The sequence below is a fragment of the Pseudomonas putida group bacterium ESBL64 genome (genome assembly GCF_045277175.1).
Lineage (GTDB): Bacteria > Pseudomonadota > Gammaproteobacteria > Pseudomonadales > Pseudomonadaceae > Aquipseudomonas > Aquipseudomonas alloputida.
Genome location: NZ_CP145799.1, coordinates 4,374,730 through 4,390,120, shown reverse-complemented (window position 1 = coordinate 4,390,120; position 15,391 = coordinate 4,374,730). Strand labels below are relative to the sequence as shown.

Below are 15,391 nucleotides of genomic sequence, written 5' to 3'. Positions count from 1 at the left end.
TGTGTAATTGAGGTTGAGAGTCAAGCTTTGCGGCCCAGCATGCGAGTCAGGGTCGCGTCACGGTCGATGAAATGATGCTTGAGCGCGGCAAGGGCATGCAGCACGGCAAAAATCACCAGCCCCCAAGCCAGCCACAAATGAACCACACCCGCCACATCTGCCTGGTCAGGCAGGTCGCTGATCAGTGCCGGCACTTCGAACAGGCCGAACACCGGAATGCCGACGCCGTCGGCGGTGGAAATCAGGTAACCGGCAGCCATCACCGCAAACAGACCAAGGTACAGGGCCAGGTGGCCCAGCTTGGCCGCCAGGCGTGTGATTGCGCCGTGGTTGGTGGGTGCCGGTGGTGGCGGGCTGATGAAACGCCAGACTACCCGCAGCAGCATCACCGCCAGCAGCACCAGGCCGATGCTCTTGTGCAGGTCCGGGCCAGCTTTGCGCCATGGGCTGTAGTAGTCGAGGCCGACCATCCACAGGCCCAGGCCGAACAGGCCGAAGACTGCGAGTGCTACGCCCCAGTGCAGGATGATGCTGACCACGCCGTAGCGAGAAGGTGAATTGCGCAGTTGCATGTTGCGTGTTTCCCCGTGAAAGCTATGCACAGACTAACGCGTAACGTATCGAAGAAAAGCGGAAAAAATTGCTTTGGATTATCGAGGAATCCGATATTTATTCTGTTAGCTGACCATTAAGAAAACATTAACGATAGTCGGAGAGTTGGGGTTGCAGTGCCGGCCCTCAGGCTGCGAACAGGCCGGCACTGTCGATCGATCAGCCCGCCTTGGCCTGGGTATTGGTTACAGCCTTCTTCGCAGGCTCCGACTTGGCTGTCGCCTTCTTCGTCTCGGCAGCCTTGTGGGCTGGCTTGTGCGCGGGCGCATGCTTGGCGGGAGCGGCTTTGGTTGCCGCAGGCTTGGCAGCCGTTTCCTTGGCCAAAGGCGCAGGCGCTGTAGGAGCCGGAGCTGCCTGTGGAGCGGGCGCAGGTGCAGGCGCCACTTCCTCAGCCTTGGCAATTGGCTCAGCCTTCGCCTCTGGCGTTTGCGCCCCGCCAAACAGGCGCTTGAAGAAGCCTGGCTTGTCCTGCTTGGCCTCTTCGGCCTGCTTAGGCTCAGCTTTGGCCGGCGCCTTGTCAGCCTTGTCGCCCTTGTCGGACGAACCGCCGAACATATTGGAGAAGAATCCGCCCTTGCTCTCCTTGGCGGCCACCGCACCTGCCGCCGCCGCAACCGGCAGCGCCTTGGCCGGGTCGAACGACTTGCCGGCCAACAGGTCCTGTGCCTGGCTAGCCGCACGCTGGCCACTGCGCAGGGCGCCTTCCAGAGTGCCCGGATACAGGGCATCCGTGTGCTCACCGGCAAAGGTCATGCGCTGCACCGGACGTTCCCACAGGCGCCAGTATTTGCTGATCTGCCCCGGACCGTAGGCCAGGTAGGCACCACCCGTGCCAGCGTCCGCGCTGTATCGCTTGACCTCGTAACCGGTGAAAGCACCACGGGCCTGTGGGTAGAACGCATGCAGACGGATCAACACCTGGTCGACCATCTGCTTTTCACCAAACGCCTGCAGCAGGCGAGCGTTATCGCCGGACAGGTTGATCACCACATTGGCACCACCCTTGAGCGCCGGTTCGACCCACAGCATGCCGAGGCCGGCGTTACTGAAGATTTCGCCCGACATGCGTGCGCGGCTTTCCCATACGGGTTTCTTGAACTTGAGCATGATCTGGTCGCGCCAACCATAGTTGGTGCCCTTGAGCGCCGCCAGGTGTTGGCTGTCCAGGCCAGGGGTCATCTGAATCTTGGCCAGCGCGCGCAGGGGCACAGCCATGACCAGATAATCCGCCTTATAGCCGACGCTGCCGACTTTTACCGTGACACCATCCTTGTCCTGGACAATGGCGGTAACCGGCGAGCTGGTCTTGATGGTTTTCAACTGCTTGACGAAAGCCTGGGCCAGCACCGGGCTGCCACCGGGCAGGCGCGCGGCGCGCAGGTCGCGGTCGCTGACGCCGCGGTACACGCGGTTCTGCTGGGCGAAGTACAGCAGCGACAGGCGCGACGGTTCATCGTAGCGGGTGCGGATCTGCTGATTGATCAACTGACGGGCGGTGGCCGGCAGTTGCAGTTTGTCCAGCCAGGTGGAGACGTTGATCTGGTCAAGGGCGAACAGCGTGCTGGTTGCCTGCGGGTTCAGCGGATCATCGATCGAACGGGCCAGGTCATCAAGGGTTTTCTCGTAACGCTTGAGCGCCTCAGCAGTGGCCGGTTGCTTGGTGGCCAGGTCGCTGGCGCTGAAGTATTCGCCGTCAATCAAGTAACCCGGGGTACGCACGAACTCGGGCGCCGGCAGTGTTTCAAGCTTGAAACGGTCGAGGTACTGGTTGAGCACCGGCTGTGCCTTGGCGTTGCCGATCCACTCGCTGGTGGCCAGGCCCGAACGCCCGCCCATGCCCGCCTTGGCCTCCAGCAGGGTCACCTGCCAGCCTTTGTTCTGCAGCTCGTAGGCTGCCGTCAGGCCTGCCAGGCCACCCCCCACGACAATCGCCGTGGGCGTCTTGTCTTTTGCCAGCGCAGCGCCGCTGGACACACCAATCAATACCAACGCGCACAGGCGCACCCAAGCAGCAGCCATGTCGGCGAACTCCGAGTCAGAGGTTACAGAAACGGGGAGAGGCAGGAATGCCCCGGGAAGATGCGTTAAGAATACGTCAGGTCCGGTCACCCTGCCAGCGCAGTGACATCAAGTCCTTTTGGCAACTGACATTTTTGCCAGTAGCCACGTCACAGGGTGGTAGGCGAAGCTGGCGAAGATGGCCAAAAGCCCGCCAGGGGGTGCTGCGCATGATCTTCGAGGAGCGTTTCAACCAAGTGGAGCGGCAGCTTCTGTTACACAGGCAGACACTTCGCACAGCCTCAGGCCTGAGCTTCCACGCCAGCAGCACGTCCTGGATCGGCTTTCACGAAGCCTTCAAGGGCGAGGACGGTACCGAGCTGGTCATTGGTGAACACAGCGAAATTTCGATTGCGTTCGCTCAAGAGGTCGAGTCCCTGCGGCTGGAATACTACGTAGTCAGCGACTTTCTGAGCGAAGACCTGCACATGTTGTTCGATGCCGAGAACATCGACTATGACCTGGTTGCGCCATCCCCTCGCATTTTTTACTGGCTCACCCTCGAAGGTAGCGGCTTCCGGGACGCTCGCCCGGGCCCGATCGCTACACACCCCTACTACCAGGTGATTGACGGCCCCTTTCGGCGCCTGACCATCTCCACCTCGCACGCCGGCACCGTGCATATCCGCAAGCTCGAATGGACCGGCACCCACCGCCATTGAACGGCAGCGGTTGTCCTGCCCTGCGGCATTGCTTAGGCTTACGCGGTCGAACCACGCCGCAAAGCCAGGAGAAGTGCCCATGGGCCTCAATGATCAGTGGATGCAACGCGACCTCAAGGTCCTGTGGCACCCCTGTACCCAGATGAAAGACCACGAGCAGCTGCCGCTGATCCCGATCAAGCGCGGCGAAGGCGTGTGGCTGGAAGACTTCGAGGGCAAACGCTATCTGGATGCGGTGAGCAGTTGGTGGGTCAACGTCTTCGGCCATGCCAACCCGCGCATCAACCAGCGCATCAAGGACCAGGTCGACCAGCTCGAGCACGTGATCCTGGCCGGTTTCAGTCATCAGCCAGTGATCGAGCTGTCCGAGCGCCTGGTCGCCATGACCCCGGCCGGTCTCGACCGGGTGTTCTATGCCGACAATGGCTCGTCGTGCATCGAGGTGGCGCTGAAGATGAGCTTCCACTACTGGCAGAACATCGGCAAACCGGACAAGAAGCGCTTCGTCACCCTGACCAACAGCTATCACGGCGAAACCATTGCCGCCATGTCGGTGGGTGATGTGCCGCTGTTCACCGAAACCTACAAGGCGCTGCTGCTCGACACCCTCAAGGTGCCAAGCCCTGACTGCTACCTGCGCCCCGAGGGCATGAGCTGGGAAGAGCACTCGCGCAACATGTTCCAGGCCATGGAGCAGACCCTGGCCGAACACCACGCCTCGATCAGCGCCGTGATCGTCGAGCCGCTGATACAGGGTGCCGGTGGCATGCGCATGTACCACCCGGTGTACCTCAAGTTGTTGCGCGAGGCCTGTGACCGCTACGACGTGCATCTGATCCATGACGAGATCGCCGTGGGCTTCGGCCGCACCGGCACGATGTTCGCCTGCGAGCAAGCCGGCATCCGCCCGGATTTCCTGTGCCTGTCCAAGGCCCTGACCGGCGGCTACCTGCCGCTGGCCGCCTGCCTGACCACCGACAAGGTGTACCAGGCGTTCTACGACGACTACCCGACACTGCGCGCGTTCCTGCACTCGCACAGCTACACCGGCAACCCGCTGGCGTGCGCTGCAGCGCTGGCGACCCTGGATATCTTCGAGCAGGACAACGTGATCGAGGCCAACAAGGCCCTGGCCACGCGCATGGCCACAGCCACTGCACATTTGGCCGATCATGCTCATGTTGCCGAAATACGCCAGACTGGCATGGCCCTGGCCATCGAAATGGTTCAAGACAAGGCAGGCAAGGTTGCCTACCCCTGGCAGGAGCGCCGTGGCCTGAAGGTGTTCGAGCACGCCCTGACCCGCGGCGCCCTGCTGCGACCGCTGGGCAGCGTGGTGTATTTCCTGCCGCCGTACGTGATCACCCCCGAGCAGATCGACTTCCTTGCCGAAGTGGCCAGCGAAGGCATCGATATCGCCACCCGCGACAGCGTCAGTGTCGCAGTACCGGCCAACTTCCATCCCGACTTCCGCGACCCGGGCTAGGCCCGGCAATTCGCCACACCACTTTTCCTGTGGGAGCGGGCGAGCCCGCGAACAAGGGCGAAGCCCTTGCCAGGCACCGCGGCGCCTGATTCGCGGGCACGCCCGCTCCCACAGGGGATCTGCGTCTCTCTATTTACCGAGCAAACCCATGAGACTGTCCCGCTTCTTCATCGACGCCCCCCTGAGCCTTGGCGAGCACGACCTGCCCGAGGCCCAGGCCCATTACATTGGCCGCGTGCTGCGCATGGCACCCGGCGACGCCGTGCAGCTGTTCGATGGCAGCGGCCAGGAATTCCGTGGTCAGTTGCTCGAGGTGGGCAAGAAAACTGTCCGCGTCAGCCTTGACCAGGCCTTTGCCGGCCAGGCCGATTCACCGCTGCATGTGCACCTGGGCCAGGGCCTCTCCCGTGGCGAGCGCATGGACTGGGCGATCCAGAAGGCCACCGAACTTGGCGCCAACGAAATCACCCCGATCGTCAGCGAACGCTGCGAAGTGCGCCTGAAAGACGAACGCGCCGACAAGCGCCTGGTCCACTGGCGCCAAGTGGCGATCAGCGCCTGTGAACAATGCGGGCGTTCTACCTTGCCAGTCATTCACCCACCCGTGCCTCTGGCGGAATGGTTGAGCAGCACCAAGGCTGACCTGAAGCTGGTCCTGCACCCGGTGGCCGAGCCGCTCACCAGCCATGCAAAGCCCGCAACCCTGGCCTTCGTGATCGGCCCCGAAGGCGGCCTGAGCGAAGCCGAAGTCGAGCAGGCCAAAGCCGCCGGCTTCCACGCAGCACGCCTTGGCCCGCGCGTGCTGCGCACCGAGACCGCGCCGGTGGTGGCGCTGTCGGTGGCACAGCAGTTGTGGGGCGATTTTTAACTAGCGCACGTAGAACGACACCGCCACGAAGTGCATCAGGCTGCCAGCGATCACGAACAGGTGCCAGATGCCATGCCAGTGGCGGAAACGGCTGTCGAAGGCGAAGAAAATGATGCCGACGGTGTAGAACACGCCGCCGGCAGCCAGCCAGGCGAAGCCGGCAGTGCCCAGCGAGTTCAGCAGTGGTTTGACTGCAACCAGCACGATCCAGCCCATCACTGCGTAGATGATGATCGACAGGATACGCGCCTCGGAGCGCGGCTTGATCTCTTGCAACATGCCGATGATCGCCAGCCCCCAGACCACGCCGAACAGGCTCCATCCCCAAGGGCCGCGCAGGCTGACCAGGCAAAACGGCGTGTAGCTGCCGGCAATCAGCAGATAGATCGACAGGTGGTCGAGCTTGCGCATGATCACTTTCGCCCGCCCACGGGTGCTGTGGTACAGGGTGGAGATGCTGTACAGCAACAGCAGCGTGCCGCCGTAGATGGAGAAGCTGACGATCTTCCACGGGTCGCCTTGCAGGCCCGCGACCACGATCAGCCAGATGGCACCAATAGCAGCGAGGACGGCACCGACCAGGTGGGTCCAGGCGTTGAAGCGTTCACCGTAATACATGCAAACACAGACCTCCTGAGGTGGGCTGGGTTCCTGTTGTGATGATGATGACCCCTTCGCGGGTAAACCCGCTCCTACAACTGAGCGCGCAGCCATTGTAGGAGCGGGTTTACCCGCGAAGAGGCCCTGCGCCTCACATCCTAACCAAGGTCAGGTTGCAGATCCGCGTCACGCACCAGCCTTTCCAAGGCGACCAGGTCCGGTACCCGCGCCACCTGCTCACCCACCTGCACCGCCGCCAGCTCCAACCTGCCCAGCGCCACATCCACGTAGTTCAGCTGGCTGTCGAGCTTGCACGAGCGCGGAATGTCCTGCAGCAACAGCGCCAGGTACCGCAAGCCGGTATCGCCCAAAGCATTGAGCACCACCACGCGAGCCCGCTCCCCGCACGGCGTCTCACCACCGCACGCGGCCTCGAAACCGATCAACGGCAGGCGTTGCTGACGCCAGTCAATCCACCCCAGGTGCCAGGCGGGGTCGCCATGCTGGCACACCAGGTTACGCTGCCCGCTCAACTCGGCCACCGCCACGTTGGGCAACACCAGCGTGCGGTCCCCCAACGGTAGCAACAGCCCGGTCAGGCTGCTGCGCTGGCCGGAAATCAGTTCAAGCATGGGCCTGGCTCCAATGGGCGATGCTCTGCAACAGCAGCGACTCCTGGTACGGCTTGCCCAGGTATTCGTTGACGCCGATGGCCATGGCGCGGTCCCGGTGCTTCTGCCCAGTACGCGAGGTGATCATGATGATCGGCAAGTCTTTCAACCGTGCGTCACGGCGGATGCGTGTGGCCACCTCGAAGCCGTCCATGCGCGGCATTTCGATGTCCAGCAACAACACGTCGGGCCGGTGCTCTTCCAGCAGGGCCATGGCATCGACGCCATCCTTGGCCGTGAGCACGCTCATGCCGTGGCGCTCCAGCAGGCGGCTGGTAACCTTGCGTACGGTTACCGAATCGTCCACCACCATCACCAGCAAGGCACGGCGCGGTGCCGGGCCAAGCAACTGGCGTTGGCTACCGCCTCCGGGCAGGCGGGCCAGCCGTCGCTGCTGGCCGCGCAGCTGGCCCAGCAGGTCAAGAATCAGTACCACCCGGCCATCGCCCAGCAGTGTCGCCCCCGATAACCCGGCAACCGCGGCAAACTGCGGCCCCAGGCTTTTCACCACGATCTCACGGCTGGGCGACAGGTTGTCGGCCTGGATGGCGAACGACTGCTCCTTGGAATGCACCAGCAGCACCGGCAACGGCACACTTTGCCCCAGCAGCGCCGGGCGCGGCAGGCCTTGCAGCAACTCGCCCAGGTAGCGCAGCTCGTATTCGTGGCCGGCATAGACATAGCGCGGCGAGTCCAGCTGGTAGCACGCCGCAAGCTCGGCAGGTGGCACGCGGACGATGCCCTCGATGGTATTGAGCGGAATGGCGTATTGCTCTTCGCCCAGGTGCACCATCAGCGCACGGTTGATCGACACGGTGAACGGCAGGCGGATCAGGAAACGCGCCCCCTTGCCCTGCGCCGACTCGATACTCATCGAGCCACCCAGTTGCTTGACCTCCTCGTGCACCACATCCATGCCCAGCCCACGCCCGGAAATCTGTGTAATCTTTTCGGCGGTGGAAAAGCCTGGCCGCAGGATGAACTGCAGGATCTCGTGGTCACTCAACTGCGCCTGCGGGTCCAGCAGGCCGCGCTTGATGGCCTTGCGCCGCACCGCTTCCAGTGGCACGCCAGCACCATCATCCGTCATTTCGATGACGATATCGGCGCCCTCATGCAGCAAATTCAAGTGAATGGTACCCTGCTCCGGCTTGCCGGCGGCCAGGCGCATTGCGCGGCTTTCCAGGCCGTGGTCAACGGCGTTGCGCAGCATATGCTCCAGCGGCGCCACCATACGTTCCAGCACGCTGCGGTCCAGTTCGCCCTCGGCATTGCCAACCACCAGTTCCACCTGCTTGCCCAGCTCGCTGGCCACCTGCCGCACCACGCGCTGCAAGCGCGGCACCAGGCGCTCGAACGGCACCATCAGGGTGGCAGTCAGGCCCTCCTGCAACTGGCTGTTCACCCGCGCCTGCTGTTGCAGCAGGCTGTAGGCCTCCTGAGCACGCTGAGCCAGGGTTTCCTTCAGGTCCAGCAGGTCCGAGGCAGACTCGAAGAGGGCCCGTGACAGCTGCTGCAGCTGGGAGTGGCGGTCCATTTCCAGCGGGTCAAAGTCGTCATAGGCATCGCCTTCGAACTGCTGCCGGCTGGAGATTCGCCCCTGGGTCTCGACATCCAGACGCAGCAACTGATCACGCATGCGCTCGAGTGTGGTTTCCATCTCGTTGAGGGCGAACTGCGCGTCGTTGACCTGCTGCTCGATGCGCCCCCGGATGATCGAGTGCTCGCCGGCCAGGTTACCCAGGTCGTCGAGCAGCTCGGCGTCGACCTTGACCATGTCACCCGGTGCCCGCTCTGGTGCTGCTGCCGGAACTTCGGCGGTTGCAGCTTCTGGCGGCCCCTGGCCTGCGGCAGTGTCTGTCAGTGCGGCGCTGCTGAAGTTGCGAATGTAGTCGATCAGCGCCGTGGCGGCATGCAGCGGCTGCCCCAGGCGCACAGCGTCAAGCATATGCGCCAGCCGGTCGTGGCAGTTCTGCAGCAGTGCGAACAGTGGCGCGCTTGGCGGCAATCTACCCGCAGCCAACAGCTCGTAGAGGAACTCCAGTTCGTGGGCCAGGTCGCCGATCGGGGTGATTTCGACCATGCGCGCCACGCCTTTGAGGGTGTGCAGGTCGCGCATCAGGTTGTCCACCTCGACGCTGCTGCGCGGGTCGGCCTGCCAGCGCGCCAGGGCCGCTGCGGCGCTCTCGACGATGTCCGAGCTTTCTTCCAGGAACACTTCCAGCAGCTCTTCGCCGGGGCTTTCCGGCGCCTCGGCAAGCGGCTCTGCCACCTGCGGCTGCAACGGCGGGTGTGGCAGCCCCAAGGTATCGGCCAGGTCCATGTCCGGGTGCAGCGGTGTGACCGTGTCGATGCCCACCAGGCCGGTGGCATCCGGCGCCAGGGCCTGGTCCAGCAGGTTGCGCAGGCTGTCGACCAGCTCCGGGCGCGGTGGAATATCCTGCCCGGCCGCCACTTCGTCCAGCATGTCCAGCAAGGCCTCATGGGCCCGCTGGGCCTGGCTGAAGAAGCGGGAATCGGCAGGCAGGCTGCCCTCCTCCACCGCGCCATACAGGTCCAGCAACGCCTCGCACACCTCATCCATCTGCCACAGGTCGGCCAGGTGCGCAGCGTGCCCCAGGGTGGTCATCTGGTCGAGCAGGTTATCCAGTGCGTCACGCTGGCCGGGCTGTTGCTGCCAGCGCGACAACAACGTCTCTGCATCGAGCAGAATGTCCATGGCCTGCGCCAGGAAGCTGGCGACCAACTGCGGATCACGCTTGCTGCGGCCGGCAGGGTGCGAGTCTTCATGCAGACTGGCCAGGCGGCCGTCCACGGCCTGGCCCACCTGCTCGATCAGTTCCGCGGCGCCGGGAATGGCGGCCAGCGGTGTGCTATCGAGTTGCGCCAAGCCCAGATGGAACAACGACCGCGCAGCTTCCAGCCACTCCATCTCGGCCATTTGCAGTGGCAGTTGATGACCCTTGTATTCACGGGCCAGGCGGTCGAAGGCGGTGGCCAGTTCGGCGACCGGCATCACCCCGGCCATGGCGGCACTGCCTTTGAGCGTGTGCAAGGCACGCTGCAAGTCATCGCTGACCGGCGTGTCGTGGCCACCGGCGCTTTGCAGATAAACCTCAAGGCTGGCCAGATGGCCCTGCGCCTCGGTACGAAAAATGCCCAGCAACTGCGGATCGAGGCCATCGACACCGGCAGCCGCCGGGGCATCGTTTTCGGCCAGGCTGTGCAGGTGCCCGGCCAATTGCTCGATTTCAGTCAGTTGCGGCAACTGGCCGGCGGCAAAGTCGGCCAGCAAGTCAGGCAGGTGAACGAACACCTGCTGCAGCGCTACAACCCCTTCCGGGGTGAGCACGCTGCGGCCCTCGAGCACCCGGTTCAGCAGGTGCTCGGCGCCCCAGGCCAGTTCAGCCACCGCCTCGGCATGCACCATGCGGCCACTGCCTTTGAGTGTATGCAGCGCGCGACGCACTTCGCCCAGCGCCTCGCGCTGTTGGTTGTCGGCACGCCAGCGCAGCCAGTGGCGCTCGATTTCCGGCAGCAGCTCGCCCGCTTCATCAAGGAACACCTCGCGAAGCTCGTCATCGATGCCGTCGCCACTGCCGTCCAGGTCTGCGCTGACCCCAACCACCGCGCACTGCACACCCAGCGCCGCCAAGCTGGCCCGCGCCATCTCGATAAAGGGTTGGCCATCGGCCAGCGGGTCGGCCGCCCGCCATTGCAGGTAGCATTCGGCAGCGCTCAGCGCCTCAGCCAAGTGCGTCAGCTCATCAACCGGCGGCTCTTCCTCCAGGTGCTGCAACCAACGCTGCACATAGCTTGCGCAGCCGACAAACAGCTCGGCCACGGCGGGCAGCATCAACATGGCCAGTGCCCCGCGGATCTGCTGCAACAGCCCCGGCAAGGGTTGCAGGCGTTGCCGGGGCCAGTCGGACTCCAGGTAATCGCCGATCAGATCCTTGGCCTGCTGCAACACGTTCAGCGCTTCATGCAGCACCAGCTGGCGTATCTCCGCCAGGTCCGAGCCTGGCAGGCTGCCTTGGCCGCTTTCCTCCAAAGGGCCGACCATGCCGTTCAAGGAGGCCTCCACGTACAGCAGGGCCCCCGCCACGTCCATCAACACCGCGTCGTCCACCGCCCGCTCGCCCTGAGCCAATGCCTGCAACGCCAACACCTGGTCGATGATCACCCGCCGCGGTTGCTGAAAGCCCAGTACCGCCAGGGTGTCAGCCACGTGGCGCAACGGTGCCAGCAGCGCATCGAGCTGCTCGCTGTGCTGACGGTCGCCGCGGCCGTACTGGTCCAGGCGCTCCTTGATGCGCATCAAGTCGTCGCACAGTGCAGTCACCACCGAACGCAGCGCATCGCGCCCTGACCCGGCCTGCAACTGGTCACGCCAGTTGCCCAGCGACAGGTCGAGGTTGGCAAGGTCATCGTCACCCGCAAAGCGTTGGGCGGCACCGGTCATCAGGCTGGCCTGGGCCAGCGGTTCCTCCCCACGGCAGGCACGCAGCTGGTTGAGCAACGGCAGCATGACCAGTGGCAGGTCGTGGCGGGCACCGCGCAACCGCTCCAGGTACGAGGGCAACTGCTCCAGGCCGCGGAACAATGCGCCCAGGCAATCACCCCGGGGGCTGACCTGGCCGTCGGCCAATGCCTTGGCGAACAGCTCCAGCTCCTCGGCCAGGCGCGTGGCGCCGCGCAGTTCGAGCATGCGCAGGCAGCCGTGCACCTGGTGCAGGTTGTCGACCACAAAAGCCATCATCGACAGGTCACCCGTCTCGCCGGCAAAGCGCTCCAGCGCCTGCCGTGCCTGGCCCAGGCAATCGAGGATGGCGGCCTTGGTCCAGGCCAGCGCCACTGTTTCGTGACGCTCGGGGCTTACTGCAGAAGCCATGGTCACTATTCCTTAACGCGGCTCGGTCGGTGGTGGCAGGGTGAAACCGGACACCGAACGGCGCATCTCGCTGGCCATGCGGGCCAAGTGGCGGATGCTGTCGGCGGTGGCACCGGAGCCGGCAGAGGTTTGCGCGGTAATCTGCTGGATCACCGCCATGGTGTGGGAGATCTGCCCGGCCGACGAGGTCTGCAACTGGGCAGCGTCGGAGATGCTGTGGATAAGGTCGGCGAGGTTCTGCGATACCCCTTCGATCTCGGCCAGCGCCACCCCGGCATCCTGGGCCAGGCGTGCGCCACGCACCACTTCGGCGGTGGTCTGCTCCATGGAGATCACCGCTTCGTTGGTATCGGCCTGGATGGTACGCACCAGCGCCTCGATCTGGCGGGTGGCAGACGATGAGCGCTCGGCCAGGCGCTGCACCTCGTCGGCAACCACGGCAAATCCGCGGCCGGCCTCACCGGCCAGCGAGGCCTGGATAGCGGCGTTCAGGGCAAGAATGTTGGTCTGGTCGGCAATGTCGTCGATCAGGCTGACGATATCGCCGATTTCCTGTGAGGACTCGCCCAGGCGCTTGATCCGCTTGGCGGTGTCCTGGATCTGCTCGCGAATGTTGTCCATGCCGTTGATGGTGTTGTGCACCACCTCGTTGCCCTTGTTGGCGATGGCCACCGAACGCTCGGCCACCTTGGCCGATTCGTAAGCATGCGCCGAAACCCGATCGATCGACTCGACCATGTCACCCACCGCCTCGGACGCCTCGCTGATCTGTGCAGCCTGGTGCTCGGAGGCCTTGGCCAGCTGCCGCGCAGTGTTCTGCGTGTCCTGCACGGCGGCAGCGACCTGCATTGCACTGTGGTTGATGGTGGCGACCAGGTCGCGCAACTGGTCCACGGAATAGTTGATCGAGTCGGCAATGGCGCCGGTAAAGTCTTCAGTCACCGATACGGTCACCGTCAGGTCGCCATCTGCCAGCTCTTCGATTTCGTCGAGCAGGCGCATGATGGCCTGCTGGTTGCGTTCGTTCTTTTCTGCGGTCTCGCGCAGTTGGCGGTTGGTGGTGCGCACCATGACCAGGCCGATGAGGATGATCGAGGCCAGCGCCAGCAGCCCCAGGGCATAGCCGCCAACGGTGTCGAGGGTGCGCCCGCCAGCCAGGTTCTCGAAACCGTTCGCCAGGTGCGACGCTTCGTCGAGCAGGGTTTGCGAAAGGCTGAAGATGTTGCCCGCAGCCTCCCGCACACGGAACAGTTCGGGCGAGGTTTCGAGGATTTCATCCACCGAACCGGCAACGAACTGGAACAACTCGGCGATTTCGGCCAGCCGCGCACGCGCGTCGGCGTCCTCGACGCGGGTTATCTGGATTGTCGCATTGCCATTGAGCATGCCCTCCAGCACCTGGCCAAAGCGCCCGGCGTCACGACCGAAGGCATCGGCCGCCTGGGCGGCGCTGTCGTCACCGGCCAGCACGGTGTTGACCGAGCCAAGGATACGTTCGGCCAGCAACAGCTGGCGCTGGGCCACCGCAACCTGATTGGCCGGGGCACCGCTCTGCAGCAGGATCTCGACCACTTTTTCGTATTCCACCTGCAACTGCGGCACGGTCTCGGCCAGGGTCGCTGCCACCTGGTGCAGCGACAGCACGGTCTGCTCGCTGGCCAGGATGATGTCGGTGTTCTTGCGCAGGTTTTCCCAGTCGCGGCGTACCGATTCCATCTCGTCACGCACCGAAGGTGGCGCAGGCGGCAGGCCAGTGGACTTGTCACCCTGGCGCAGGTAGCCCCAGCGTCGTTCGAAATCATTGCGTGCATCCGACAGCAGCTTGAAAGCCAGGGCCTTGCCGGTGGCCGCCTCGGTGGCGTTCTTGGCGATACGCTGCGACAGCACGCGCAGCTCGCCGGCATGGCCGATGTACTGCTTGTCGTAGTTGGATTGGGTATTCAGGTAAGCAAAGTTGGCGAACAGCAAGATGATCGAAAGGATCAGGATCAGGAACAGCACGGTGATCTGCGCGATGCTGCGGGTACGTGGGCTCACGGTGGTGGCAGTGACGGGGGTGGCAGGCTTGTTCACGTTCGCAGGTCCTATAACGCCACATCGAGAAAGCCTGGCGCCTGGGCCAAGGCAAAGGGGCTGAAGATCGCCCAGTTACGTTCACGCGGAAAATACCCCTGCACAAAGCGCGCAGCGGCAAGGATCAGAGGCTGCGGCGGCGACAGCTGCAGGCTGTCGAGGGCAAAGTGCTGAAGGCCCAGCACCTCGTCGACCAGCAAGCCGACGAACAGGTCGTCGTGATCCAGCACCAGCACTCGCCGCTGCTTGCCCGGTGCGGCGTGGCCCAGGCCGAAGAAGCAGCTCAGGTCCATCACCGGCAACAGCCGGCCACGCAGGTTGGCCACCCCGCACACCCACGGCTGCACGCCGGGGACGCGGCTACTGCGCGGTTCGCGCAGCACCTCGGCCACTTCGCCCATGGGCGCGACGAACCACTGCCCGGCAATGCGAAAGCCAATGCCGCTCCACTGCTGCACGCGGTTGTCCTGCGGCGGCTGGTCGGCAACCAGCAGGCGACAGCGCCGGTCGATGTCCAGCAACAACTCAAAGGCGGTCAGCGACGCGCCTTGCGGGCGGGTGGTCAAGCCCCCAGCACTTCTTTGAGCTTGGCGATCAGCGCCTCCTCTTCCACCGGTTTGGTCAGGAAGTCACGGGCACCCTGGCGCGTGGCCCAGATACGGTCGGTTTCCTGGTCCTTGGTGGTTACCACGATCACTGGAATAGCGCTGGTGTCCGGGTCCTTGCTGAGCTGGCGGGTGGCCTGGAAACCGTTCATGCCAGGCATGACGATGTCCATCAGCACCGCGTCAGGCTTGTCCTGCCGGGCCAGGGCCACGCCGTCGGCACCGTTGCTGGCCTTGAGCACCTGGTAGCCGTGCTTTTCCAGCCATTCGGTCAATCTGTACATCTCTGTCGGCGAGTCGTCGACAATCAGAACTCGGGCCATGCTGTTTCCCCATCAGGAAAGTAGGACCGCGCCATGGCGGGGCTCGGTCAGGGTGCGTGTTGTTGAGGTGCGGCAAACCCGGGCACATGGGCGCGGATCGCGTCGAGCAGTTCTTCCTTGCTGAACGGTTTGGTCAGGAACTGATCGGAACCGACCACCCGGCCGCGGGCCTTGTCGAACAGGCCATCGCGGGACGACAGCAGGATAACCGGGGTGTCCTTGAAGGCACTGTTGTGCTTGATTACCGCGCAGGTCTGGTAGCCGTCCAGGCGTGGCATCAGCACATCGACGAAAATGATACTGGGCTGATGGTCGACGATCTTGGCCAGGGCATCGAAGCCATCGCTGGCGGTGATCACCTCGCAGCCCGCTTCACCGAGCAACATCTGCGCGGTGCGGCGGATCGTGCGGGAATCGTCGATCACCATCACCTTCAGGGGTTGTTCCATAGACGCCTACCAGTAGGATTGAAGCCGCAAGTTGCAAGCGGCAAGCTGCAAGAAAGCAGCTCGGCGCATGGATGCTCTTTTCTTGAGGCT

General features: G+C 64.0%; 12 protein-coding genes. 3 read left to right on the top strand and 9 right to left on the bottom strand.

Going from position 1 to position 15,391, the window contains the following annotated elements; translation table 11 throughout:
• Nucleotides 1-20: 20 nt before the first annotated feature.
• Both V6093_RS19960 and V6093_RS19955 read right to left on the bottom strand, forming a co-directional pair.
• Entirely contained in the window at nt 21-572 is a 552-nt protein-coding gene (locus tag V6093_RS19960; RefSeq protein WP_003249347.1) for a cytochrome b, read from the bottom strand.
• A 199-nt stretch (nt 573-771) separates the two neighbouring features.
• Nucleotides 772-2,631 carry a flavin monoamine oxidase family protein gene (locus V6093_RS19955; protein WP_265980095.1) on the bottom strand — a complete coding sequence of 620 codons (1,860 nt, stop codon included), beginning with the start codon at nt 2,629-2,631 and terminating at the stop codon, nt 772-774.
• A 209-nt stretch (nt 2,632-2,840) separates the two neighbouring features.
• Here V6093_RS19955 and V6093_RS19950 point away from each other — a divergent pair, with 209 nt between their 5' ends.
• The 3 genes from V6093_RS19950 to V6093_RS19940 all read left to right on the top strand — a co-directional run bounded on the left by V6093_RS19950 (nt 2,841) and on the right by V6093_RS19940 (nt 5,686).
• Entirely contained in the window at nt 2,841-3,332 is a 492-nt protein-coding gene (locus tag V6093_RS19950; protein WP_003249344.1) for a hypothetical protein, read from the top strand.
• Nucleotides 3,333-3,411: 79 nt separating this feature from the next.
• Nucleotides 3,412-4,818, top strand: coding sequence for an adenosylmethionine--8-amino-7-oxononanoate transaminase (locus V6093_RS19945; RefSeq protein ID WP_003249342.1), 1,407 nt, complete (start codon nt 3,412-3,414; stop codon nt 4,816-4,818).
• 148 nt (nt 4,819-4,966) lie between these two features.
• On the top strand, nt 4,967-5,686 hold the full coding sequence (locus tag V6093_RS19940) for a 16S rRNA (uracil(1498)-N(3))-methyltransferase (protein ID WP_108078307.1): 720 nt from the start codon (nt 4,967-4,969) through the stop codon (nt 5,684-5,686).
• Here V6093_RS19940 and V6093_RS19935 read toward each other — a convergent pair whose 3' ends face one another.
• From V6093_RS19935 to V6093_RS19905, 7 genes are all read right to left on the bottom strand, one after another.
• Nucleotides 5,687-6,304 (bottom strand): hemolysin III family protein, encoded by a 618-nt coding sequence (locus V6093_RS19935; RefSeq protein WP_003249338.1) that lies wholly within the window; start codon nt 6,302-6,304, stop codon nt 5,687-5,689.
• Between the two features lie 140 nt (nt 6,305-6,444).
• On the bottom strand, nt 6,445-6,918 hold the full coding sequence (locus tag V6093_RS19930) for a chemotaxis protein CheW (RefSeq protein WP_003249336.1): 474 nt from the start codon (nt 6,916-6,918) through the stop codon (nt 6,445-6,447).
• Nucleotides 6,911-11,851, bottom strand: a complete 4,941-nt coding sequence (locus V6093_RS19925; protein WP_144000487.1) for an Hpt domain-containing protein — start codon at nt 11,849-11,851, stop codon at nt 6,911-6,913. Before V6093_RS19925 ends, V6093_RS19930 begins: the two co-directional genes overlap by 8 nt.
• 12 nt (nt 11,852-11,863) lie before the next feature.
• Complete coding sequence (locus tag V6093_RS19920) at nt 11,864-13,888, bottom strand: methyl-accepting chemotaxis protein (RefSeq protein WP_223817433.1); 2,025 nt, start codon at nt 13,886-13,888, stop codon at nt 11,864-11,866.
• Nucleotides 13,889-13,935: 47 nt separating this feature from the next.
• Nucleotides 13,936-14,490: a chemotaxis protein CheW gene (locus tag V6093_RS19915; protein WP_003249330.1), complete on the bottom strand. Its 555-nt coding sequence runs from the start codon at nt 14,488-14,490 to the stop codon at nt 13,936-13,938.
• Complete coding sequence (pilH, locus tag V6093_RS19910) at nt 14,487-14,852, bottom strand: twitching motility response regulator PilH (RefSeq protein WP_003249327.1); 366 nt, start codon at nt 14,850-14,852, stop codon at nt 14,487-14,489. The genes V6093_RS19915 and pilH overlap by 4 nt, the downstream gene beginning before the upstream one ends.
• A gap of 47 nt (nt 14,853-14,899) precedes the next feature.
• A complete protein-coding gene (locus tag V6093_RS19905; protein ID WP_010955560.1) occupies nt 14,900-15,301 on the bottom strand; it encodes a PleD family two-component system response regulator in 402 nt (133 codons plus the stop codon).
• Nucleotides 15,302-15,391: the final 90 nt, after the last annotated feature.

Coding starts and splice junctions, on each gene's coding strand:
- V6093_RS19955 (WP_265980095.1), bottom strand. CDS start 2,631: ATGGCTGCTGCTTGGGTGCGCCTGTGCGCGTTGGTATTGATTGGTGTG.
- V6093_RS19940 (WP_108078307.1), top strand. CDS start 4,967: ATGAGACTGTCCCGCTTCTTCATCGACGCCCCCCTGAGCCTTGGCGAG.
- V6093_RS19935 (WP_003249338.1), bottom strand. CDS start 6,304: ATGTATTACGGTGAACGCTTCAACGCCTGGACCCACCTGGTCGGTGCC.
- V6093_RS19950 (WP_003249344.1), top strand. CDS start 2,841: ATGATCTTCGAGGAGCGTTTCAACCAAGTGGAGCGGCAGCTTCTGTTA.
- V6093_RS19925 (WP_144000487.1), bottom strand. CDS start 11,851: ATGGCTTCTGCAGTAAGCCCCGAGCGTCACGAAACAGTGGCGCTGGCC.
- V6093_RS19945 (WP_003249342.1), top strand. CDS start 3,412: ATGGGCCTCAATGATCAGTGGATGCAACGCGACCTCAAGGTCCTGTGG.
- pilH (WP_003249327.1), bottom strand. CDS start 14,852: ATGGCCCGAGTTCTGATTGTCGACGACTCGCCGACAGAGATGTACAGA.
- V6093_RS19905 (WP_010955560.1), bottom strand. CDS start 15,301: ATGGAACAACCCCTGAAGGTGATGGTGATCGACGATTCCCGCACGATC.
- V6093_RS19960 (WP_003249347.1), bottom strand. CDS start 572: ATGCAACTGCGCAATTCACCTTCTCGCTACGGCGTGGTCAGCATCATC.
- V6093_RS19930 (WP_003249336.1), bottom strand. CDS start 6,918: ATGCTTGAACTGATTTCCGGCCAGCGCAGCAGCCTGACCGGGCTGTTG.